The organism is Sphingomonas sp. GW821-FHT09B04 (assembly GCF_059418285.1).
The window spans coordinates 56280-77335 of sequence record NZ_JBWKPO010000002.1 but is presented as its reverse complement, the minus strand read 5'-3'; the positions used below and the strand labels follow the sequence as shown (position 1 = coordinate 77335).

General features: G+C 65.7%; 20 protein-coding genes. 8 read left to right on the top strand and 12 right to left on the bottom strand.

Features of this window, described 5'->3' with window-relative positions:
• Positions 1 to 14: 14 nt before the first annotated feature.
• Positions 15 to 1505, bottom strand: a complete 1491-nt coding sequence (locus AC07NK_RS06220) for a ComEC/Rec2 family competence protein (protein ID WP_495169718.1) — start codon at positions 1503 to 1505, stop codon at positions 15 to 17.
• A gap of 257 nt (positions 1506 to 1762) precedes the next feature.
• On the opposite strand from AC07NK_RS06220, the gene AC07NK_RS06215 reads away from it, so the two are divergent.
• The gene (locus AC07NK_RS06215) at positions 1763 to 2041 is read left to right on the top strand and encodes a hypothetical protein (protein ID WP_495169717.1); all 279 of its coding nucleotides are present in this window, start codon (positions 1763 to 1765) and stop codon (positions 2039 to 2041) included.
• Complete coding sequence (locus AC07NK_RS06210; RefSeq protein ID WP_495169716.1) at positions 2038 to 3561, top strand: methyl-accepting chemotaxis protein; 1524 nt, start codon at positions 2038 to 2040, stop codon at positions 3559 to 3561. Before AC07NK_RS06215 ends, AC07NK_RS06210 begins: the two co-directional genes overlap by 4 nt.
• Before the next feature lie 176 nt (positions 3562 to 3737).
• Here AC07NK_RS06210 and AC07NK_RS06205 read toward each other — a convergent pair whose 3' ends face one another.
• A complete protein-coding gene (locus tag AC07NK_RS06205; protein WP_495169715.1) occupies positions 3738 to 4577 on the bottom strand; it encodes an outer membrane protein in 840 nt (279 codons plus the stop codon).
• Between the two features lie 148 nt (positions 4578 to 4725).
• Here AC07NK_RS06205 and parE point away from each other — a divergent pair, with 148 nt between their 5' ends.
• The 5 genes from parE to AC07NK_RS06180 all read left to right on the top strand — a co-directional run bounded on the left by parE (position 4726) and on the right by AC07NK_RS06180 (position 10578).
• A complete protein-coding gene (gene parE, locus AC07NK_RS06200; RefSeq protein WP_495169714.1) occupies positions 4726 to 6705 on the top strand; it encodes a DNA topoisomerase IV subunit B in 1980 nt (659 codons plus the stop codon).
• Positions 6706 to 6757: 52 nt separating this feature from the next.
• Positions 6758 to 7300: an RNA polymerase sigma factor gene (locus AC07NK_RS06195; protein WP_495169713.1), complete on the top strand. Its 543-nt coding sequence runs from the start codon at positions 6758 to 6760 to the stop codon at positions 7298 to 7300.
• Positions 7297 to 7875 carry a hypothetical protein gene (locus AC07NK_RS06190; RefSeq protein ID WP_495169712.1) on the top strand — a complete coding sequence of 193 codons (579 nt, stop codon included), beginning with the start codon at positions 7297 to 7299 and terminating at the stop codon, positions 7873 to 7875. Before AC07NK_RS06195 ends, AC07NK_RS06190 begins: the two co-directional genes overlap by 4 nt.
• 22 nt (positions 7876 to 7897) lie before the next feature.
• Entirely contained in the window at positions 7898 to 9202 is a 1305-nt protein-coding gene (locus tag AC07NK_RS06185; RefSeq protein ID WP_495169711.1) for a serine hydrolase, read from the top strand.
• A 182-nt stretch (positions 9203 to 9384) separates the two neighbouring features.
• Complete coding sequence (locus AC07NK_RS06180; protein ID WP_495169710.1) at positions 9385 to 10578, top strand: hypothetical protein; 1194 nt, start codon at positions 9385 to 9387, stop codon at positions 10576 to 10578.
• 27 nt (positions 10579 to 10605) lie between these two features.
• Here the strand turns inward: AC07NK_RS06180 and AC07NK_RS06175 are convergent, their stop codons facing one another.
• The 4 genes from AC07NK_RS06175 to AC07NK_RS06160 are packed head-to-tail and all read right to left on the bottom strand — an operon-like array spanning position 10606 to position 13542.
• Positions 10606 to 11130 (bottom strand): GNAT family N-acetyltransferase, encoded by a 525-nt coding sequence (locus AC07NK_RS06175; RefSeq protein ID WP_495170340.1) that lies wholly within the window; start codon positions 11128 to 11130, stop codon positions 10606 to 10608.
• A 17-nt stretch (positions 11131 to 11147) separates the two neighbouring features.
• Positions 11148 to 11942 (bottom strand): LysR family transcriptional regulator, encoded by a 795-nt coding sequence (locus AC07NK_RS06170; RefSeq protein ID WP_495169709.1) that lies wholly within the window; start codon positions 11940 to 11942, stop codon positions 11148 to 11150.
• The gene (gene apaG, locus AC07NK_RS06165; RefSeq protein WP_495169708.1) at positions 11939 to 12337 is read right to left on the bottom strand and encodes a Co2+/Mg2+ efflux facilitator ApaG/CorD; all 399 of its coding nucleotides are present in this window, start codon (positions 12335 to 12337) and stop codon (positions 11939 to 11941) included. The genes AC07NK_RS06170 and apaG overlap by 4 nt, the downstream gene beginning before the upstream one ends.
• On the bottom strand, positions 12334 to 13542 hold the full coding sequence (locus AC07NK_RS06160) for a trans-sulfuration enzyme family protein (protein WP_495169707.1): 1209 nt from the start codon (positions 13540 to 13542) through the stop codon (positions 12334 to 12336). The genes apaG and AC07NK_RS06160 overlap by 4 nt, the downstream gene beginning before the upstream one ends.
• A gap of 83 nt (positions 13543 to 13625) precedes the next feature.
• Between AC07NK_RS06160 and AC07NK_RS06155 the strand changes: the two genes are divergently transcribed.
• A complete protein-coding gene (locus AC07NK_RS06155) occupies positions 13626 to 14864 on the top strand; it encodes a phospholipid carrier-dependent glycosyltransferase (protein ID WP_495169706.1) in 1239 nt (412 codons plus the stop codon).
• 1 nt (position 14865) lies between these two features.
• On the opposite strand, the gene AC07NK_RS06150 is transcribed toward AC07NK_RS06155, so the two are convergent.
• From AC07NK_RS06150 to AC07NK_RS06125, 6 genes are read right to left on the bottom strand one after another with little or no spacing between them, the layout of a single operon-like run.
• Positions 14866 to 15816: a TraB/GumN family protein gene (locus AC07NK_RS06150; RefSeq protein WP_495169705.1), complete on the bottom strand. Its 951-nt coding sequence runs from the start codon at positions 15814 to 15816 to the stop codon at positions 14866 to 14868.
• Positions 15817 to 15858: 42 nt separating this feature from the next.
• A complete protein-coding gene (locus tag AC07NK_RS06145; RefSeq protein WP_495169704.1) occupies positions 15859 to 16962 on the bottom strand; it encodes a glycosyltransferase family 2 protein in 1104 nt (367 codons plus the stop codon).
• Positions 16959 to 18005, bottom strand: a complete 1047-nt coding sequence (gene leuB / locus AC07NK_RS06140; protein ID WP_495169703.1) for a 3-isopropylmalate dehydrogenase — start codon at positions 18003 to 18005, stop codon at positions 16959 to 16961. The genes AC07NK_RS06145 and leuB overlap by 4 nt, the downstream gene beginning before the upstream one ends.
• A 52-nt stretch (positions 18006 to 18057) precedes the next feature.
• Positions 18058 to 18789, bottom strand: coding sequence for a DNA repair protein RecO (gene recO, locus AC07NK_RS06135; protein ID WP_495169702.1), 732 nt, complete (start codon positions 18787 to 18789; stop codon positions 18058 to 18060).
• Between the two features lie 30 nt (positions 18790 to 18819).
• Complete coding sequence (locus tag AC07NK_RS06130) at positions 18820 to 19737, bottom strand: GNAT family N-acetyltransferase (protein WP_495169701.1); 918 nt, start codon at positions 19735 to 19737, stop codon at positions 18820 to 18822.
• Positions 19734 to 20687: a polysaccharide deacetylase family protein gene (locus tag AC07NK_RS06125; protein ID WP_495169700.1), complete on the bottom strand. Its 954-nt coding sequence runs from the start codon at positions 20685 to 20687 to the stop codon at positions 19734 to 19736. Before AC07NK_RS06125 ends, AC07NK_RS06130 begins: the two co-directional genes overlap by 4 nt.
• Positions 20688 to 21056: the final 369 nt, after the last annotated feature.

Sequence of the window (21056 nt, the reverse complement as noted above, 5' to 3'; positions counted from 1 at the left end):
GCTCGCTAAGCCGGCTAACTCGCCTTCGGCGCGCTGACCGATACCGGTCGGGGCGCGAAGGCGATGTCGCCATTCGCCGATACCGCGAAACGATAGGCTTCGTTCGTCCCGCGTTCGCCCGAATGCGTGAAGGCGAGCACGCGCACGCCATCAGTGCGGACGTGGATGATGCCGTAATTGGTGCGCTCGAACCCGAAATAGACCGGCTTCTCGCCCGCTTTCGGTTCCAGAACGCGCGACGTCCCCCGCATCGCGAAGAACGCCGCGAGTTCGGTACAGAAGATCACCGCCGGGGTTGTCCGCGACGCCTTGCCCAGCGCCGCCATCAGCGTGGCGCGCGGGTGGATATGCTCCTTGGCACTGCTCTCGTCGCCCGATGAGATCATCGACACGACGGCGCCGACTTCCTTCAGAAACTCCATGTCGAAGTCCGCCGCACCGTGGTGCGGGGTCTTGAGGATCTCCGACCGCAGCGCCGCATCGGGCAGCGCCGCGCGCATCCGCGCCATCGATTCCTGGTTCATGTCGCCCGTAAACATGAAACGGACATTGCCGTAGCGCAGGCGAAAGGTGATCGAATGGCCGTTGATCGTATGGCTCTCCGACCAGCTTCCCTTTCCCGGCGGCGGGAAAGTACCCAGCATCATGTCGGCGTCGTTGGGCGCGCTGCGCAGGAAACGCAGCCCCGGCCCGTCCGGAGTCGGCTCGCTGATCGGGCCGAGCAGCTCGACTGTCACCCCGTCCTCGTGCAGGAAATCGAAAGCATCGGTGCTGAGATGATCGATCCGGCGACGGACCATCGGCGCACCCGTCAGCGCCATGGTGCGCGCATCCCAGGTTTCGAGCGCGTTCACCCATGGCTTGAAATGCTTGTTGCGCTCCGCCTCCGGCACATCGGCGGGATCGTCGACCAGTCCCGTAACGAACGGCACGCCATCGACCTCGGTCGTGCGGCCCAGCATCTCCAGGTCCTTGCGCGGCTTGCCGTCGGGCTTCTTCCCCGGCCGCTTGACCATGCCGTTGTGATAATAGCGCAGGGGAGCGATGAAGAGCCGCTGCCGCTCGTCGATCCCGGCCTCGGTCTCGGTCCCCTGCAGGATGTTGAGCCCCTCGAAATGATCGGCATCGCCGTGCGTGACGAGCAGCAGATCGACCTTGAGCGGATCGGCGGCAGTCGTACCGCGAAAACGGAACGCAGCGTGCCGCGCGAACAGCTTGTTGTCGCCGCCATCAATGAAGATCGTCTTGCGCCCCGGCGTGTCGAGGATCAGCCCGTCGCCCTGCTGCACGTCGATCATCGACAGGCGCAGCAGCGCAGTATCGCGGAACTTCGCCGAGGCTTTAACCAGCCCCTCGCGCCGCACCTTGCCGCCATGCTCCAGCGCCTTGAGTCGGTGGCCGGCCGCGCTGGTCGAGACCAGCTCGACCTCATCACCCCAATAGAGGTGCCAGATGCTGCCATCGTCGCAGCGCATATCGACAAAGTCATCGTCCAGAAAAGGCATCGCGCTTCTCCCCCAAACAACGCGTTCCGGCCAAATCTGGCGTAGATCGATGACAGGCTCGCGTCGAAACGCTCTACTACGCGCGCAAGACATGCACAGCCGCTCCACCCACCACCACTGCCGGGCGGCAGATCACGCCCCACTCTCATAGCACAATCCATCGACAAACAAGCACAGTTTACCGCTCGATAAGTAATGGATGATAGTAAAGCGGGGTGATCGAGCGGCTAACCTCCTCTCGCGTTTCCTTGCCCTCGATGCAGATCGGGCTTGTTCTGCTGAGCCTGCTCGCCACCTCCTTTTATCCCGCTGCGCAAGGGCCGATGGCACTGATCGCGCTTGACGGCCGCGACGCGGGAACGCTGGCGGGTCCCGCGATCGAACGCGGCGCGGCACTTCGAGGCCGCGGACCTCGCCCCAATATCCTGATCGTCGACGGACAACGCGACAAGCTGTTGTGGCCGATGCTGTCGCACGGGGTTCTCGTCATAGCGGCGCCCGAAGACTGGTGCGGCGCAGAAAGGAAGCGCACATGACCCCGCCCGAGGTGACGTTGTTGCGCTTGCGCGGAGTACGGATCCTCGTTGCATCGAGTTGGGCGATCACCCTGTTCATCGCGCTCGCCGCTGCCATCTTCGCCGAGGACAAGGCATTCCCCGTGCTGGTCATGGGCGCCACCGCCAATCTGTTCCCGACCTGGATGGCGCTGCACAACCGCACCGACCGCGCAGCGCGCATCACGATCGGCACGCTCGCGGCGATTCTGCCCTCGATCGGCGTCTATGCGCTCAGCGGCTACAGCTGGCAGATGGACGCCCATATGTACTTCTTCGTGGCGCTCGCAGCGCTGACGATCCTGTGCGACTGGAGCGTCATCATCGTCGCTTCGGCGCTGATCGCGCTCCACCATCTCATCCTGCAGTTCATCGCTCCCGCCTGGGTCTTCTATGACGGGAGCGGCCTTGGGCGCGTGTTCTTCCACGCCGCCGCAGTGGTGATGCAGGCGGCGATGCTCATCTTCCTCATCCATGTGCTGCGCGGACTGATGCAGCGTCAGGCCGATGCGCGGCTGGCGAGCGAGCGCGTCGCCGAGGATGCCGAGGCGCGCCGCGGCGCCGCCGAGGATGCGATGACCGCCGCCGCTGAAACCGCGCGCCGCGATGCGGAAGAGCGCAGGCGCCAGGCCGAGATCGAGCGCGCCGCCGCCGCGCGCGCGCAGATGCAGCGCCTGACGCTCGACTTTCAGGACAATGTTTCGGGTGTGGTGCAGGCGGTCGGCGATGCGGCCGCGGAACTCGACAATCTCGGTCACGCCCTGCTCGACATGGCGCGGCGCGGCAGCCGCGAATCAACCGACACCGCCAGCCGCGCGACTCAGGCCTCGGCGAGCGCCGACATCCTCGCCGCCCGACTGCACGACATGGCCGCGTCGATCACTGCGATCGCCGCCAGCGCCGACCAGCAGGCCCGCCGAAGCGACGATGCCAACAGCATCTCCGCCGCCGGCCGCGACGCCGTCCGCATCCTGACCGAACAGTCGCACAGCATCACCGGCTTCGCCGACTCGATCCACAACATCGCGGCGCACACCAATTTGCTAGCCCTCAACGCGACCATCGAAGCCGCCCATGCCGGCGATGTCGGCCGCGGCTTCGCGGTGGTCGCACACGAGGTGAAGATGCTCGCCGGGCAGGCCGCGACCGCGACCGACGAGATTCGCCAGCTGGCGGGATCGGTCGATTCGGGCGCCGATGTCGCGCAGGATGCGCTCATCCAGATTTCGGCGATGGTCGCGGACCTCGCCACCGCCGCCAATGCGATCCGGAGCGCGGTCGAAACCCAGCGCCTGACCGCCGCTGCCATCGAGCTTTCGGCGCGCGACACGGCGCTCGGGGTCGAGGCGATGGCCGATCGCGTCGGCGAAATCGCCTCGATCGCCAGTGAGACCGAGACGCTCTCCGATCGCGTCGCCGGCGCCGCCCGCAGCCTGTCGGCGACCGCAAGACGGCTCGACGACGCAACGAAGCAATTCGTGACAGGGATCGCCGCCGCCTGAGGGATTGATTTGGCGGCACTAGCCCGCTCCCCCACCCGGCCACCCAACGCCAGTATCCTCTGGGTGGCCGGGTGGGGAGCGGGCTGGTGCCGCGCGCCGCAAGGCGCATCATAAAGCACACAAAGAAAACGGCCGGCGGATCGCTCCACCGGCCGTCGCCCTCGCTCACAAGCTGATTAGAAGCGGAACGCCGCCGTCGCGCGAAGCGAATGCATGTCGAACCGGTTCTGGCTGCGCGCGAAGTCCGCGCCGCCCGCCAGCACGAACGGGTTGGTCGCGCCCGCGGTGCCGGTGCCGACATTCACCCGCGCATCGTCGTCATTGTAGCGGCTGTAGATGTATTCGACGCCGAGCGAGACGTTCTTGCTCAGCTTCTGCTCCAGACCGCCGCCGGCCTGCCAGCCCCACGCATGGTCCTTGCCCGACAGCGCGAACGAGTTCGTCGTGTTGCTGGTCGCGAAGCTGTGGTCGATCTTGGCGTAGGCGCCGCCGCCGGTCGCATAGACCAGCGTCTTCGGACCAACGGTGTAACCGGCGCGGGCGCGCAGCGCTGCGTTCCAGTCGAGCTCACGGGTCATGGTGTAGAAGGCCGGGGTGGTGCTGAACGCCGAAACGCTGTCGCGCACTTCCGACTTGCCGAACTCGCCGACCAGGCCGAGCACGACCTTGCCCATCTGCTTGTCGAAGCCGAGCCGCGCATAATATTCGACGCCGTCCTTATCGTTCTTGCACGCAAGGTTGGCGGTCGAGGTCGCCGCGCCGTTGCAGAAGCCCGGCGCGAAGGCGTTGCCGCCGCCCGACGTCGCGATGGTGTCCCCAAAGCTGCCGTTGCGGCCCGCGTCGAACAGGATCGATTCGCCGACATCGTTCTTCTGAACGGTGTAGCCGACCGATCCGCCGACATAGAAACCGGTGAATTCGTCGCCGTCCGCGGCATCCTGGGCATAAGCCGGGGTTGCGGCGACAGCGAGGGTCAGGGCGCCGGTGGCGGCACCCAGCAGGGTACGCATACGCATGTTAGGGGGTACTCCATTGGTTACTAGCGGCGGGATAACGAGCGATTGCGCCATTCTATCCCGTGCTTTGTCGCAAACCGCCGAATGTGTTGCATTGCAGCAACAGCCCCGCTTGCCCGCACCCCGCGGAACGATATAGCAACAGGCAATGTCCTCCGATCTGTTCCAGCCCTCGTCCGCCACGCCCGCCAACACCTATGACGCCTCGTCGATCGAGGTGCTTGAAGGGCTCGAGCCGGTCCGTCGCCGTCCCGGCATGTATATCGGCGGCACCGACGAGCGCGCGCTGCATCACCTCGCCGCCGAAGTGCTCGACAATGCGATGGACGAAGCGGTGGCGGGCCATGCCAACCGGATCGAGGTGACGCTCGATGTCGGCAACCGGCTGACCATCACCGACAATGGCCGCGGCTTTCCGATCGATCCGCACCCCAAATTCCCCGACAAGTCGGCGCTCGAGGTGATCCTCTCGATGCTTCATTCGGGCGGCAAATTCTCGGGCAAGGCCTATGCAACATCCGGCGGCCTGCATGGCGTCGGCATCAGCGTGGTCAACGCGCTGTCGGTCGATACCGTGGTCGAGGTCGCACGCGACAAGCAGCTCTATCGCCAGCGCTTCAGCCAGGGGCAGACGCTGGGTCCGCTCGAGCATCTCGGCGGAACCCCCAACCGGCGCGGCAGTCTCGTCAGCTTCACCCCCGATACTGAGATTTTCGGGGAGATGAACTTCAAGCCGGCCCGGCTCTACAAGCTCGCCCGCTCCAAGGCCTATCTGTTCGCGGGTGTCGAGATTCGCTGGAAATGCGCGCCCGAGCTGATCTCGGACGACACCCCCGCCGAAGCGGTGTTCCAGTTCCCGGGCGGCCTTGCCGATCACCTGAAGGAGCAGATCGGGACGCGCGAAGGCGCGACCGCGGAGTTCTTCTCGGGCAGCCAGGAGTTTCCCGACTCACAGGGCCGCGTCGAATGGGCGGTCGCATGGCCGCTATGGAGCGACGGCAGCTACAGCTGGTATTGCAACACCATCCCGACGCCCGATGGCGGCACTCACGAACAGGGACTGCGGCAGGCACTGGTGCGCGGCATCCGCGCCTTTGGCGATCTGGTCGGGAACAAAAAGGCCAAGGACATCACCGCCGACGACATCATGGTCGGTTCCGAGCTGATGCTCTCGGTGTTCATCCGCGAGCCGCAGTTCCAGTCGCAGACCAAGGATCGCCTGACCTCGCCCGAGGCGACGGCGCTGGTCGAAAAGGCGGTACGCGACCATTTCGACCATTTCCTCGCCGACCGCATGGACCGCGGCAAGGCGCTGCTCGGCTATGTCCTTGAAAGAATGGACGATCGTCTCCGCCGCAAGCAGGAGCGCGAGGTCAAGCGCAAGACCGCGACCTCGGGGCGCAAGCTGCGCTTGCCCGGCAAGCTCACCGACTGCTCGGCCGACGATCCCGCCGGCACCGAGCTGTTCATCGTCGAAGGCGATTCGGCCGGCGGCAGCGCCAAGCAGGCGCGCGACCGCAAGACCCAGGCGATCCTCCCGATCCGCGGCAAGATCCTCAACGTCGCCTCCGCGACGACGGCAAAGATCGGCGCGAATACCGAGATCGCCGACCTGACCCTCGCGCTCGGCTGCGGCACGCGCAAGGACTGCGTTGTGGACAACCTTCGCTACGAACGCGTCGTCATCATGACCGACGCCGACGTCGACGGCGCCCATATCGCGACCTTGCTGATGACCTTCTTCTTCCAGGAGATGCCCGACCTCGTCCGCCGCGGGCATCTTTATCTCGCCCAGCCGCCGCTCTACCGCCTGACCGCAGGCACCAAGTCGCTCTACGCTCGCGACGACGCGCATCGCGCGCAGATCGAGGCGAACGAGTTCAAGGGCCGCAAGGTCGAGGTCGCGCGCTTCAAGGGCCTTGGCGAGATGAATCCCGGCCAGTTGCGCGAAACGACGATGGATCCCAAGACCCGCGGCATGATCCGCATCACCCTGCCGCAGGAATATGAGGAGCGCGCAGGCGTCAAGGATCTGGTCGATCGGCTGATGGGCACCAACCCTGCCCACCGCTTCGCCTTCATTCAGGAGAATGCGGCCCGGCTCGACGAGGAAGCGATCGACGCCTGATCTTTTCCGCCACCGCGTGTAAGGAATCCCCGTCGCCCGCGACTAAAGGGGCATGAACGCGGAAATGGCCCAGATCGAGCGCGGGGATACGGTACAGGACCGGCTTTATGCCGAAATGTCCACGGCTCACGCGCCGGCAATTGCCCGCCTTGCACGCGCGGTCGAAGCCGATGCAGACCGCGCCCGCGACCTCGAACAAGACATGCACCTCGCGCTATGGCGCAGCCTTGCCGCCTATGACGGCCGCTGCGCACCCGGGACCTGGACCTACCGCGTCGTCCACAACATCGCCGCGACCCACGTCGCGCGCGCCCGACGCAGCGCACGCCTCGTTTCGCTCGACGAGGCCGGCACGATCCTGACGGCCGACGATCCGGAAACGATCGCCGACCAAAGCCGTCTGCTCGCGCGCCTGCACGGCCTGATCGCGGCTCTCAAGCCCACCGACCGCAGCGTCATCCTGCTCTATCTCGAAGGGGTCGATGCATCGACGATCGCCGAAGTCATCGGACTCTCACCCGGCAACGTCGCGGTAAAGGTGCACCGGATCAAGGCGCTGCTTGCCAGCCATTTCGTAACAGGAGCGCCAGCATGACCGATCCGATCGTCAATCTCTGGACCGCACAACAGACCGGTGCTCGCCCTCCCTCCGTCGCCGAGCTGGCCGTGCGCGCCAGCCGGTTCCGCAATCGGATGCGCGTCAGCAATCTGGTCGAATATGGGGCCGGCGCGCTGGGCATCCTCTTCTTCGGCAACATCGCCATCAAGGCGTCCGACTGGGGCGTCCGCATCGCCAGCCTCATGATCATCGCCGGTGTCTGTATCGTCATCCGCAATCTATGGCGTCGACGCCCTGCCGACGACCCGGCGGCGCTGGCCCGGGATGCACGCACCCACTATCGCCAGTTGCTCGTCGCACGCCACGACGCGCTGGCGAGCGTAGGCCGCTGGTATATTGCCCCATTCATCCCCGGTATGGCCGCCTTCGTCCCGGCGAGCGTCCTCGCACAGGCCGAAACTGTGCCGCTCAGCACCGCGCTGCTCAACGGCGGCATCGGGACCGCGGTGATCACACTCATCTTCGGGCTGGTATTGTGGCTCAACCGCGCCGCCGCCCGCATCATCGCCATGGAAATCGCGACGCTCGACGCCGATCCGGCTATTGATTGATCCGTCCCCGAAAGGATTCCTGATGCGAACAGTCCTTCTCGCTGCCTGCTGCCTGATCTCCGCAATGACCGCTCCCGCCCTCGCGCAATCCGCTGCACAGCCGGCGTCCGCGAATGCCGAGGTTCCGCCGGCGCTCAAGGCGCGGATCGACGCCTTGCCGGCATTGATCAACGGCGCCGGCGATTTCGAAGACTTCTTCGCCCCCGCCTTCAAGGCACAGATACCCAAGACCCAGTTCGACCAGATCGGCCCGCAGCTGAAGGCACAATTTGGCGCGGTGGTGAAGGTCGAGAAGGTCACCGCGGCCTCGCCCCATGCCGCCACCGTCGAACTGGGTTTCGAGAAGGGCATCGCCATCGTCGATATCGTCGTCGATCCCACCCCGCCGCATCGCGTCACCGGCCTGCGGATATCGCGCGTTGAGCCGCGCGGCGACAGCGTAGCGAAGGTGGCGGCAGATATCCGCACGCTGCCCGGCACCGCTGCTTTCGGCATCTATGCGTTGGGCGATGGTGTGACGCCCGTCGCCGAACTGGCGGGCAGCCAGCCCATGCCGATCGGGTCTGCGTTCAAGCTGTGGATCCTTGCCGAAGCCACGCGGCAGGTGAACACGGGGATGCGCAAGTGGAGCGACGTCGTCACGTTGAACGAGCGCTCGATGCCATCCGGGATCACTCAGCACTGGCCCAAAGGTGCGCCGGTGACGCTCCACACGCTGGCGACGCTGATGATCTCGATCAGCGACAATACCGCGACCGATGCGCTGCTCCTCGCGCTCGGACGCGACAAGGTCGATGCAATGGTCTCGCAGACCGGCGTCGCCGATCCCGCCGCGACGCTTCCGCTGCTGACGACGATGGAGCTGTTCCAGCTCAAGGTCCCCGCCAACGCCGATCTCGCTGCGCAGTGGAAAGCGGCCGGGCCGGACGGCCGCCGCAAGCTGCTCGCCGACAATCGCGCGCGGCTGGCGGCGACGAAGATCGATCCCTCGATGTTCGCCGACAAGCCGCTGGCGCCTGATGTGGAATGGTTCGCCAGCGCCCGCGACGAAGCCGCGGTGCTCAACTGGCTGCGCACCAACGGCGGCGAGCAAGCACTGGCGATCCTCGCGGTTAACCCCGGCGCGCCCGTAGCTGCGCTGTTCGACTATGCCGGGTTCAAGGGCGGATCCGAGCCGGGGGTGATCTATATGAGCTGGCTGGTGAAGACGAAAAAGGGCAATTGGTACGCAATCACCGGCGGCTGGACCCGCAAAGACGCCGCCGTGGATGAGCGCGGTTTTGCGATCCTGATGAACCGGCTGCTGACGCAAACCGCCAGCCGCTAGATATCGCTAGTCGGTCCATTCGTGCGCGCTCAGCAGAGCTGGTGCCGCAACGACCAGACGCGAAAATCGATCCGGTCAGCGAATGTTAATCTCGAAACCTCGTAATTCTGCAGATCGGCAAGAGCAGGTTTGTCGGATGCCCGCCACTTCTGTGTCGAAGCATCGAATAGGGGGAGGTCTTCATGATCGCGCAGAAGGTGTTACTGATCGGCTCTGCATTGTTTGTCTTGCCCGCCATCGCCCAGGCACAGGACAGCTCCGACGTTCAGACAGTCGTGGTCACCGGGAAGCCGCTGGCGGAGACCGAAAGGCAGCTCAAGGCCTGCCTCGCCCGCCAATGCCCGCCCAGGGAAGATATCGACGCCAGCCTTGCATATGCCGAGAACCAGTTCGTTGCGGGCGAGTATCATGCCGCGCGAATCACGCTTGCCGCGGCGCGCGGACGCAATGCCCGCTTTGCCAGCCAATATCCGGTCGAAGTCGCCGATCTCACCCGCGCCTATGGGCGGCTTAGCGATCTCGACGGCTATCGCAACCTCAGCCGGCTCCTCCAGATCGAATCGCTTGATGCGCTCAAGGCGGGGCTCGACAAGGGCGATTCACGTGTCCTGATGCAACGGCTGATGACCGGCGACGAATATGCCCGCGCGGGACGGGTCGTCGCGGCGATCGACGTCTATCGCAAGGTCGCGAAGCAAGCCGACAAGGCCGGACTGCCGCAGGTTCGCGGCTACGCCATGTTCCGCGAAGCCGCGCTCTACGGCGCAGTGAGCCAGCAAAGGCCAGCCTATCGCAGCGCGGCTGAGAACGCGATCGCGCGGATCGAGAAGACGGTTCAGCCAGAGCTGGCGCCGTTCCGCTCTGCGGCAGGCATGCTCCGCGCCAGCCTGGCATCAAGGCATGGCGACAAGCAGGCGGTCGACAAGGCCGTGGCGTCACTCGGCACCAAAGTCGACAAGCCTGTATTGATCTACGCGCCCATCGTGCAGCTTGATCAGTCAAACGTCCCGCCGACCGGCGTTGGGCTGGCATCATTGGGACTCGATACCGGCCCTCAATGGATCGACGTGCGCTTCCGCATCGCCGCCGACGGCACCGTCAACGATGTCGAGACGCTGCGGCAATCCGACGCGGTGCACGGCCTATGGCCCGGGAAGGTGCGCGAGGCGGTCGCGGGCCGCCGTTACGCACCGCTCAGGCTGGCGGCCGAGGAAGAAGGACTCGAACGGATCGAACGGTTCACGATGGTCTTCGACACGCACACCCCGACCGGTTCGCGGTTACGTTCCCGTGCACTCATAGGCCGGCTGTCTTCGATTGACCTGACACCCGAACCCGCCGGTTCGGCGCCGCGCGAGTCCAGTAAGGGCGGCTGAGGCCGCTGGCCGCCCTGCAAAGGATCGCTAGGGCCTGCCGCCGATCCACTCGTCGCGCAACAGCCCATAGATCGTCGTGTCGCGCACGCCCAGATGCGTTTCCCACTCGGCGCGCAGCAGCGCTTCGTGCTTGAAGCCCAGCCGCTCGAGCATTGCGCGGGACGGCTTGTTGTCCGGATCGGTATCCGCGAACACACGCCGCTGCCCTTCGGCAAAGATCTGGTCGATCACCGCCGATGCCGCCTCGCGGGCAATACCGCTGCCCCAGTGATCGCGCACGAGGATATAGCCGATCTCGGTGACGTTGCCCTGCCGCTTCTCGCCCGCAACAACCGTGCCGATCGCAGTATCGTCGCCCTTGAGCGTGATCGCCCAGCGGCGCCACTCCGGCGCGTCGCGCGCCAGATCCGCGCGCGTCTCCTCAACGCTCGCATGTGGCGGACCGGACCAATATTGCATCAGTTCGGGATCGGCGAAGGCACGGTGCAACGCCTCGGCATCATCGAGCCTGCGCGGCCGCAGAACGAGCCGCTCCGTCTCGATCGTCACCATTTCACGTTGCGGCGGGGTCACGCTTCTCCCAGCGCCTCGACCAGCGTCTTGACCTTCTTCTGCCGCCATTGCGGCAGCGGCGCGACCATCCAGTAGCCGAGCCGCGAAGGCCGCGGATCGCCGAGCACTGCGACCCGCCCCGCCTCGATATCCCCGCGCGCAAGCAATTCGGGCACGCTCGCGCGGCCCAGGCCTTCTGCGGCGGCATCGAGCGCAAGGCCGGCATCGCCGACACGTACCAGCGCTGCCCCGTCCTCGGCCACACAACCCGGCCAGGCGATCGGTGTGTCGGCATTGGAGCCGGGGCGACCGACGGTCACCATGCCGTCGCTCTCCAGTGCCTCACCCTCATGCTCGCCCGGCCCTTCGCCCCAGCGGATCGCGAGGTCGAGATTGGCTTCGGTGAAGTCGATCGCCTCATCCGCGGTGATGAGCACGAAGCGCAGCTCAGCATCGTCGCGGGCAATCTCAGCGAGGCGCGGCATCAGCCATTTCTCGGTCAGGTCACGCGGCGCAGCGATGGTCAGCGACTTGGACGATTGCCCCGCCTGCATCGCCCGCACCGATTCCTCGAACTGGAGGAAGCCCGCGCGCAGCGCAGCGAGACCGGCCTCCGCCTCAGGCGTCAGCTCCAGCCCCTTGGTTGTGCGGCGGAACAGCACCACACCCAGCGTATCCTCGAGCGCGCGGATCTGTTGACCGACTGCCGCCGGGGTCACCGCCAGCTCATCCGCCGCGCGCGTGAAGGACAGATGCCGCGCCGCCGCGTCGAGCACGCGCAGGCCGTTCAAGGGGAGATGAGTCCGCTTCATTCCGCAACCGCCGGTGCCAACAGAGTGAATTTGGGAATCGCCACGTCGAACTCCATGCCGTCCGCGCCGATCATGTGGTAGCTGCCCTGCATCGAACCCGTGGGCGTCGCGAGCGGGCAGCCCGAGACATAGTCGTAACTGGCGCCCGGCGCGATCATCGGCTGTTCGCCGACCACGCCCTCGCCCTCCACCGAATGGCGCGAACCGCGACCGTCGGTGATGATCCAGTGGCGCGTGAGCAGTTGCACTGCCTGACGCCCCTCATTCTCGATGCGGATGTGATACGCCCAGAACCAGCGGCCCCGGTCGGGCTCCGACTGTTCGGGCAGATAGCTCACCGAGACGCGCACGACGATGTCGCGCGTGATTTCTTCCTGAGAGAAGAGCGCCTTCACAACCCGACCGAGCCGAGGGCCTGATCGAGATCGGCGATCAGGTCCTCCGGATCTTCAAGGCCGACATTGAGCCGCAGCATGCCCTCGCCCACGCCCATCAACAGGCGCTGGTCCTCGGCGACGCCGCTGTGCGTGGTGGAGGCAGGATGAGTCATCAGCGAACGAGAATCGCCGATATTGTTCGAGATGTCGATAAGGCCGAGCGCGTCGAGCAGTCCGTGTGCCTGAGCGCGTCCGCCGTCGAGCTCGATCGAGAAGATCGGCCCCGCTGCAGCCATCTGGCTCATCGCCAGATTGTGCTGCGGGTGGCTCGGCAGGCCAGGAAAATTAACGCGCGGAACGCGGCCCTCGAGGAAGCGCGCGACCTTGAGCGCGTTCTCGCTCTGGCGCTGGATGCGCAGGTCGAGCGTCTCCAGCCCCTTGAGCACCACCCACGCGTTGAACGGCGACAGCGTCGGCCCGGTGTTGCGGTGGAAGGGCAGCAGCGTGTTGTTGATGAAATCCTCGGTCCCGCATACTGCACCGGCGAGCACGCGGCCCTGTCCGTCCATCATCTTGGTCGCCGAATAGGCGACAACGTCCGCACCGAAATCCATCGGCCGCTGCAGCGCCGGCGTAGCGAAGGCATTGTCGACCACCGTGACGATGCCGCGTTCGCGGGCGATCGCGCAGACGGCCTTCAGATCAACCACGTCCATCGTCGGGTTGGCGGGCGTTTCGAAGAAAAACACCTTGGTGTTCGGGCGGATCGCGTCGACGAACTCCTGCGGGTCGCGCGCATCGATCACCGTCGTCTCAATCCCGAACTTCGGGAGTTGCGTGTCAGTCAGCCAGCGGCACGAGCCGAACGCAGCGCGTCCGCCGATCAGATGATCGCCCGCCGACAGCTGGCACAGCAGCGCCACCGTCATCGCGGCCATCCCCGACGCGGTTGCGCGGCATGCTTCGGCGCCTTCCAGCAGTGCGATCCGATGCTCGAGCATCTCCACCGTCGGGTTCTGCAGGCGCGAATAGGTCATGCCCTGCTGATCGCCCGAGAAGCGCGCAGCGGCGTCGCCGGCGCAATCATAGGCATAGCCCGAGGTCAGGAAGAGCGCTTCGCTCGTCTCGCCCCATTCGCTGCGGGCGGTCCCCCCGCGCACGGCGAGCGTGGCAGGCTTCCAGTTCTTGGTGATCTCGCGATCTTGTCCGGTACGACGCTTCATGGCGAACCCTCTAGAAGCGTTGCCCACAGGCGCGCAAGGGTGGTGGGTGACGGACGCCCCAAGCTACGCTATCGCATCGACGGATGCTCGATCGCCTCGAACAACGCCCCGTCCTGCTGGCGCTGCTGATCGGCATCGCGGCGCTGTTGCTGTTCGGCATCGGCGTCCAGCGTCCCAGCATTCTGATGTTCGACGAAGTGCACTATGTGCCCGCTGCGCGCGTGCTGCTCGACCTGTCGCACCCGGTGAACATCGAACACCCGTTGCTCGGCAAGTCGTTGATTGCACTCGGAATGCTGATCTTCGGCGACAACCCGATCGGGTGGCGGATCATGCCCGTATTTGCCGGGGCGCTGACGATCATGGGCGTCTACGCCTTCACCCTGTTGCTCACGCACGCAACGCGCACCGCGCTGTTCGCGGCGCTGTTCGCGATACTGGGCCAGCTCGTCTTCATTCAGGCCCGGATCGCGATGCTCGACGCGTTTCTCGGGCTGTTCCTCATATGGGCGGGTACCGCCTTCCTGTGGACAATGCAGGGCGATTCGCGGCGCGCGTCCTCGCGCTGGATAGTATGCGCCGTGTTGTTTGGCAGCGCAGTCGCGGTGAAATGGGCGGCAATCCCCTATGTCGCATTCGCGGGTGTGGCGTTCCTGTGGCTGCGACGCGGCCACCCTGAACGCTTTGGTGGCATGGGCTGGTTTGCCGGTCTCGCGATCCTCGGCGCGATCAGCATCGGCACCTATTTGCTGACCTTCGCTCCCGCCTTTTTCTATTCGGTGAATCCGTTGACGCTGGCGCGGCTGATTCCCTTCCAGCTCGAGATGCTCGAGCTCCAGACCCAGCAACTCACCCCGCACAACTACCAGTCGGACTGGTGGAGCTGGCCGCTGATGATCCGCCCGATCTGGTATTTCTACGAACCCGATCAGGGTGCGACACGCGGCGTACTGCTGATCGGCAATCCGGCGATCATGTGGGGCGGACTGGTCGCGGTCGCGGCCTGTTGGTGGGCCGGGTTGCGCGAAAAGGCCGGCGTGCCGCTCGCCGCGGCGATCCTGTGGACCTTCTCGCTCGGCGTCTGGGCGGTGATCCCCAAGTCGCTCGGCTTCTATTACTACTACTACTTGCCCGGCATCATCCTGTCGGTCGTGCTGGCAGTCGCGTTCCAGCATTATGCGGCGCGGGTGAAGCGCAACGACGAATGGTACCTGGTGCTCTGCGTCGGGCTGTTCGCCTATTTCTACCCGATCCTCTCCGCGCTTGCCTTGCCCAGCGACCGGGGGTTCGAACGCTGGATCTGGTTCCCGAACTGGGCCTGAGCTAACGCGCGATGCGCCACGCGGGACCTGTCACCGGCAACCCGCGGCGTTCGAGCTGGTCGAGCACACCGTCGCTCTCCGCCAATACCCGGATCGGCACCACGGCAAGGGTCACGCCCGGCTGCGCCATCGCCTCGTCGATCGCCGCGATCCACTGCCCGCGAAGCGCAGGACCGAAGCTGCTGTCGGTCCAGGGCCAGCAACGTCCGAGCGCCGTTTCGAGCGGATTGGTCATCACCGCGGGAATATCGAAGCTGGTCCAGGCCTTGCCCCGCGCCGTCACGATATCGGGGCCAACCTCAGCCGCAGCCATCGCGGCGTCGAGGCAGGGAAGATGGCTGGCCGGCGCCGCCGCGAACAGATTGTCGAGCATATCCTCGCCGCGCACCTCACCGACCGGACGCGTGGCGATATCCGCACGCCGCGCGGACTTGCGCACCACGTCGGTCGCATCGTCGGTGGTGTCCTTGCTGAACGCGAGCCGCTTCGAAAGCAGGTCGAAGGCGGTCATCAGGAAATTGCTCCGGTCGTAGCGCTGGCCATACCGCGACTCGAGCGCCCGAAGGCGAGCTAACCGGGTCGCATCGAGATAGTCGCCGGCAACCCCCTTATGGGGCAGCTTGGTAAGCTTCCCGCCCTTGAAGATGAGCCTCAGAATATCGCCCGGCGAAACCTTGGCCTTGGTGCCCAGGATGATGCGTTGCGCGCCGGCGGTGGCCCTTTCCAGCCGGTCGGGGTGCCAGGGTGTCGCCTTGGGGACTTCGGTGATCTCGCCAACCAGCAGCACGACCCCGGTCGACGTCTCGACCGTCCACATCGGCGCGCCCGAGCGCCGCGCGGTGACGACCACCTCTTCCCCAGAATCCGGCGCGGCCTCCTGCGCGACGGCAGGAACAGCAATGCTTACCGACAACAGGGTAAGCGGAAGAAGCAGCAAACGCGACCTGATCATCGCGGCTTCCTCGCCCGCAATCAAAGCGCCAATAAGGCAGCCTTAGTATCGCCCCCACACAAAGCGCGACGACAGCGCGAAATTCCACACCGCTGCGACCACGATCCCCGCCAATGCGGAGGGCGCCCATTGCGCCTGCTGCACGTCGTGCAGGAACGCGGCAACGCCGACATTCGCGACAGCGCCGACCGAGCAGACGATGCAGAAACCGATCCAGCCGTCCAGCAACTGGCGGAATCCCTTCAACCGCGCGTCGCGATAGGTGAGCGCGTTGTTGAGGAAGAAGTTGAACGTCATCGCGACCATCGTCGCGACGATCGTGCCGGTCAGGAAGCTGTACCCGAACAGGCGATAGAACAGCCACAGCGCACTGAAGTGGACTCCCGCCCCCAGCGCGCCGATCGCGGAGAACATCGCGAACCGTACCGGGATCACCCGCCCGAACATCCGGTCGTAGAGCGCGATCAGATATTCCATCGCGACGACGTGATCGAGCTTGCTTTCACCCTCCTGCCGCGTGCGGAAGACATAGGGCAGCTCAACGAACTTCAACTGCCGCGGGCTGGCGGTCATGATGTCGAGCAGGATCTTGAAGCCGATCGCCGAGAGATGCGGCACCATCTCGCGCACCACTTCGCTGCGGATCATGAAGAAGCCGCTCATCGGATCGCTGAGGTCCACCTTAAGCACCTGGCGCGAGAGCCTGGTCGCCAGCGCCGATTTGGCGACGCGGTCCTTGTCCCATTCGCCAGTGCCGCCGCCATCCACGAAGCGCGAACCGATCGCGACATCGAGGCCGGCGTCAGCCTGCAGCGCATCGAGCATCTTCGGCAATAAGGTCTCGTCATGCTGCATGTCGCCGTCGATCACCGCGACGTGCGGCGCGGCGGTGGCGCACATCCCCTCGATCGTTGCCGAGGAAAGTCCGCGCCGCCCGATCCGCTGGATCACCCGCACGCGGGTGTCGGTCCGGCCCAGTTCGCGCGCCGCATCGGCGGTGCCGTCGGGGCTGTCGTCATCGACGAAGATCGCTTCCCAGCGCCTCCCGGCCAGCGCCTTGTCGAGCGCAGCGACGAGAATCGGCACATTGCGCCGCTCGTTGAAGGTCGGAATGACGACCGCCAGCTCGAGCAGCTCAGCGCTCATGCAAGCGCCTTCAGCACTGCGTCACCCATCGCTTCGGTGGAGAGCGTGCCGCCGAGATCCGCCGTGCGTGCGCCACCCACCAGCGCCGCGGTCACCGCCGCCTCGATCCGGTCGGCTGCATCTTCCATGCCCAGCGAATAGCGCAGCAGCATCGCCGCCGACAGGATCGTCGCACACGGATTGGCCTTGCCCAGTCCGGCGATGTCGGGCGCAGAACCATGGATCGGCTCGTACAGCCCCTTGCCCGAGCTCCCCAGCGTGGCCGAGGGTAGCATGCCGATCGATCCCGCGCACATGCTCGCCTGATCGGACAGGATGTCGCCGAACAGATTGCCCGTCAGGATCACGTCGAACTGCCCGGGATTGCGCACCAGCTGCATGGCGGCATTGTCGACATACATGTGGCTGAGTTCAACGTCGGGATAGTCGCGCGCCACCTCGATCACCACGTCGCGCCACAGCTGCGAGGTTTCGAGGACATTGGCCTTGTCGATCGAGCAGACCTTGCGGTTGCGCACGCGCGCCGTCTCGAACCCGACCTTTGCGATGCGCACAACCTCATCTTCGTCGTACGACATGATGTCATAGCCTTCGCGACGACCGTCCGCGGTGGTGCGCATGCCCTTCTCGCCGAAATAGACGTCGCCATTGACCTCGCGCACGATCACCATGTCGATCGCGCGCGCCACTTCGGGCTTGAGCGTCGAGGCATCCTCAAGGCCGGGGAACAGCCGTGCCGGGCGCAGGTTCGCGAACAGCTCGAGCTCCTTGCGCAGGCCGAGGATCGCCTGTTCCGGGCGCAGGTGACGCTCCAGATTGTCGCCGCGCGGATCGCCCACAGCGCCGAACAGCAGCGCATCGGCACGCTTCGCCAGGTCAAGCGTGCGTGCCGGGAGCGGATGGCCATCGCTGAAATAGGCTGCGCCACCGACCGGAGCCTCCTCGAAGGTGAGGCCAAGGTCGAGCGCGTCGAGCACGCGGCGCGCCTGCGCGGTGACTTCGGGGCCAATCCCGTCGCCGGAAAGAACTGCGATCAGCGGCATTTGCACTCCACCTGAGTCTTGAGGTCTGGGGCGCCTTACCGCCTTGACCGCTTCACGCAACCGCCCTGTTCAGCCGGTCGACCAGCCGAGCACGCGCCGCGAGCACTTCGGCGGCCTTGCCGTGGAGCAGGTCGCGCTCGAGAAAGTGCGCGGTGAGGCGCAGACCCGCGAAGATATCGTCCCACTCCGCCGCCCCGCCCGCGACGACGAAGCGCGGCAATGGCAGCAGGCGCGATTCATACCCCACCGCGCCCGAACGGCTGACCGCGATGCCACTCTTCGGACTGACAAACGCCAGGTCATCGTTGATCCCGGTCGCGGCGCAACGCTCGAGATCGAGCCCGAAGCCGAGTTCGGCGAGCATCAGCAGTTCGTATCGCACCAGCGCCGCCGCCCAGCCGCGCGCCGCCGGCGCAGCCTCGACCGCGTCGAGCATGCCTCCCAATGCCGCGTGAATCTGCGGATAGGGCTGCCCTTCGGGCAATGCCGCCGCGGTCAGCGCCGTCGCCCATTCGAACGCGGCGGCGGGCAACGGCTCGCGAAACATCGGCGCGCGGCTGTGCACCAGCTCGACGGTGAGCGCAGGCAATTGCTCCTCGGTCCGCGCCCGCCAGTCGCCGAGGACGACATTCCCCGGCTGAAGGACTGGCCGCAACTGCCGCGACCGCCCGCCACGGACATAACCCGCCATCAACCCCGCCTCCGCCGTCAGCGCACGCACGATCGCCCCGGATTCACCGTGCGGACGGATCGCGAGAACAATGGCGCTGGCGGCAAGGTGCATCGGCCGCTTGTAGCATGCAGCTCCGGGCCGTCAGCCCCGCCGCAGCTTCTTGCTCAGCTGGTCCAGCCCCGCCGCTTCGACCAGCGCCTTGCCGCCCGCCACCGCACGGTTGAAGCTGCCCAGCGCCGTCGTCGCCGCGCGGTTCGAGAGGCTGGGACGCAGCAGCAGCAGATCGAGACAGGCGACCCCGTCGGTCGAAAACTGGCGTTTGTGCTGCCCCTCGCCTTCGGTGAAATCGAAGCGCGCGAACCTGCCCTCTTCGAACAGCTCGCGAAACGCTTCCATCTGCAACACCGCGCCCGGTGACAGATCGTTGAACGCGGGGTCGTGCCCGACATATTCGTAGATCAGCGTCTCGCCCTGCGCGGGGCAATAGAGATACGCCGCGGGCTGGTCGCCGATATAGAGCAGCCAGGCGCGCACCGCATCCGCCGCCGCATCTGCCAGCATCGTTCGCACGAATTCGGGCGTACCGGGCAGCCCCTCCCCCATCAGCTTTTCCTGATAGGTGTTGACGGCGATAGCGCGCGCGATGCCGTGAAACACCTGCAGCTCGGCGGGGGTACGGAAACGCCGCACATCAAGCTGCCCGCCCGAGACCTGCGCAACCTTCTTCGCCTTGCGCTTCACGCCCTGCCGAGCGCTCGAAGAGAGCGTTCCGAGATAGCCGTCATACGTCCCGGTCAGATCCGCGAAATAGCGCATGTAGCGCTGGCGCACGAAGCCGATCATCCCGCCCGAAGCCTCAGTCATCGCCTCCAGCCGGTCCTCGGGCAACGACGTGACGATATAGCCCTGTGCTTCGTCCGGCAGCGGCGGAAGCGGGGGCAGCTGTCCATCGCGCGCATCGTCGAGGGTCATTGCCACCGGCACCATCGTTCGCCGCACGCGCAGCACCGTGCGCGCGCCGATACGGAAATTGAGCGCAGCCGCGGCGATATGGGTCACGCCGCGCGTTCCGACACGAGGTTCGACCAGAGCTGCTGCGCCTGACGGATACGCGTGCGGATCAGGCTGGGACCCAGCGGCACGTCGTTGTGGTCGAGCGGCAGGCCCGACAAGTCCGCGAAGTGGCTGGTGATGATCGCGCCGCGGCGGTCGGCGAGCATACGGCATAATGCGTCGAACCGGCCAACATGCACCGCATTGGCGCGGGTGCCGGCACGATTAGCCAGCTCAAACCCATGGCTGACGATCGTCACCGCGGCATGATCCGCGCGCACCGCATGGTCGAGCGCATCGCGCATCTCGCCAGTGGACAGCGCGCAGATCTGGAAATGCCGCAAATGCCCCACGCGATCCTCGATCAGCGTCACCGGCAGCTCGATCACCTCGCGATGTTCGACCGGCGCGATCTGCCGCTCGTGCAGCCCGATCGCGCTGGGCCAGGGGTGCTCGGAGCCGTTATGACTCGAATCATAGCGGATGCCGAGCTCGGCCAGCGCCGTCAACGTGTCGTCGCTCGCCGAATAGCTGCCCGAGCGGAAGGCGATCGGCCGCGGCGCCCCCGCCGCGACCAGCAGGTCCGACGCGGCGCGGATCAGCTCGCGCTGCTCTACCAGCGTGAAGTCGATCAGCTCGAACGAGGCATGTTTGGTCCGGTCTTCGGCGCTGGCCGCGGCCCAGTTGGGATGGAGATGCAGCTGCACCTCCTGCCCCGCCTCGAGGATCGCACCGACGACACGCTTGATCGGTTCGATGCCGTACGCAACCGCGGGCATCGGATCGACGAAGAAGGTCGCCTTGAGGTCATGCTCGGCAAGCTTGCGCAGCTGATAGCCGATCCCGACACCCGCCGGCTCCAGCGAGCGTTCGGAAATGGCGTCGATATCCAGCCCTGCGGCATGGTGACGCCACATCAATTCGGTATCGACAGTCAGGAACGCGCGAGTCGGCATGACGCCGCTTTATCCTTCCCCCGTGAAGAAATCCCAAATCCGGACATCATCCGGCATTCCCACCCTCCCCGAGGTGCGGAAACGCCGACGCTTCGAGAAAATTCTTGAGCTGGAGCGCAAGGCAGGCAACACAGGGCCACATGTCCGAGGCGTAATTCGGGACGGAGCGTAACGATGACCGGTATGACGATCCGCCGCTTCAGCCTTGTCTCCTTCGCCCTTGTCATGAGCCGGACCGGCATCCTCAGTTGATGCTCACCGCCTGATTGGCCGCCGGACGCGTCGATTGCGCGCATGATCCCCGCGGCAATGGGTGGCAAGTAATGCCGCCGCCCTCACGTTCAAACACGATGCGGTTTGCATATCCCC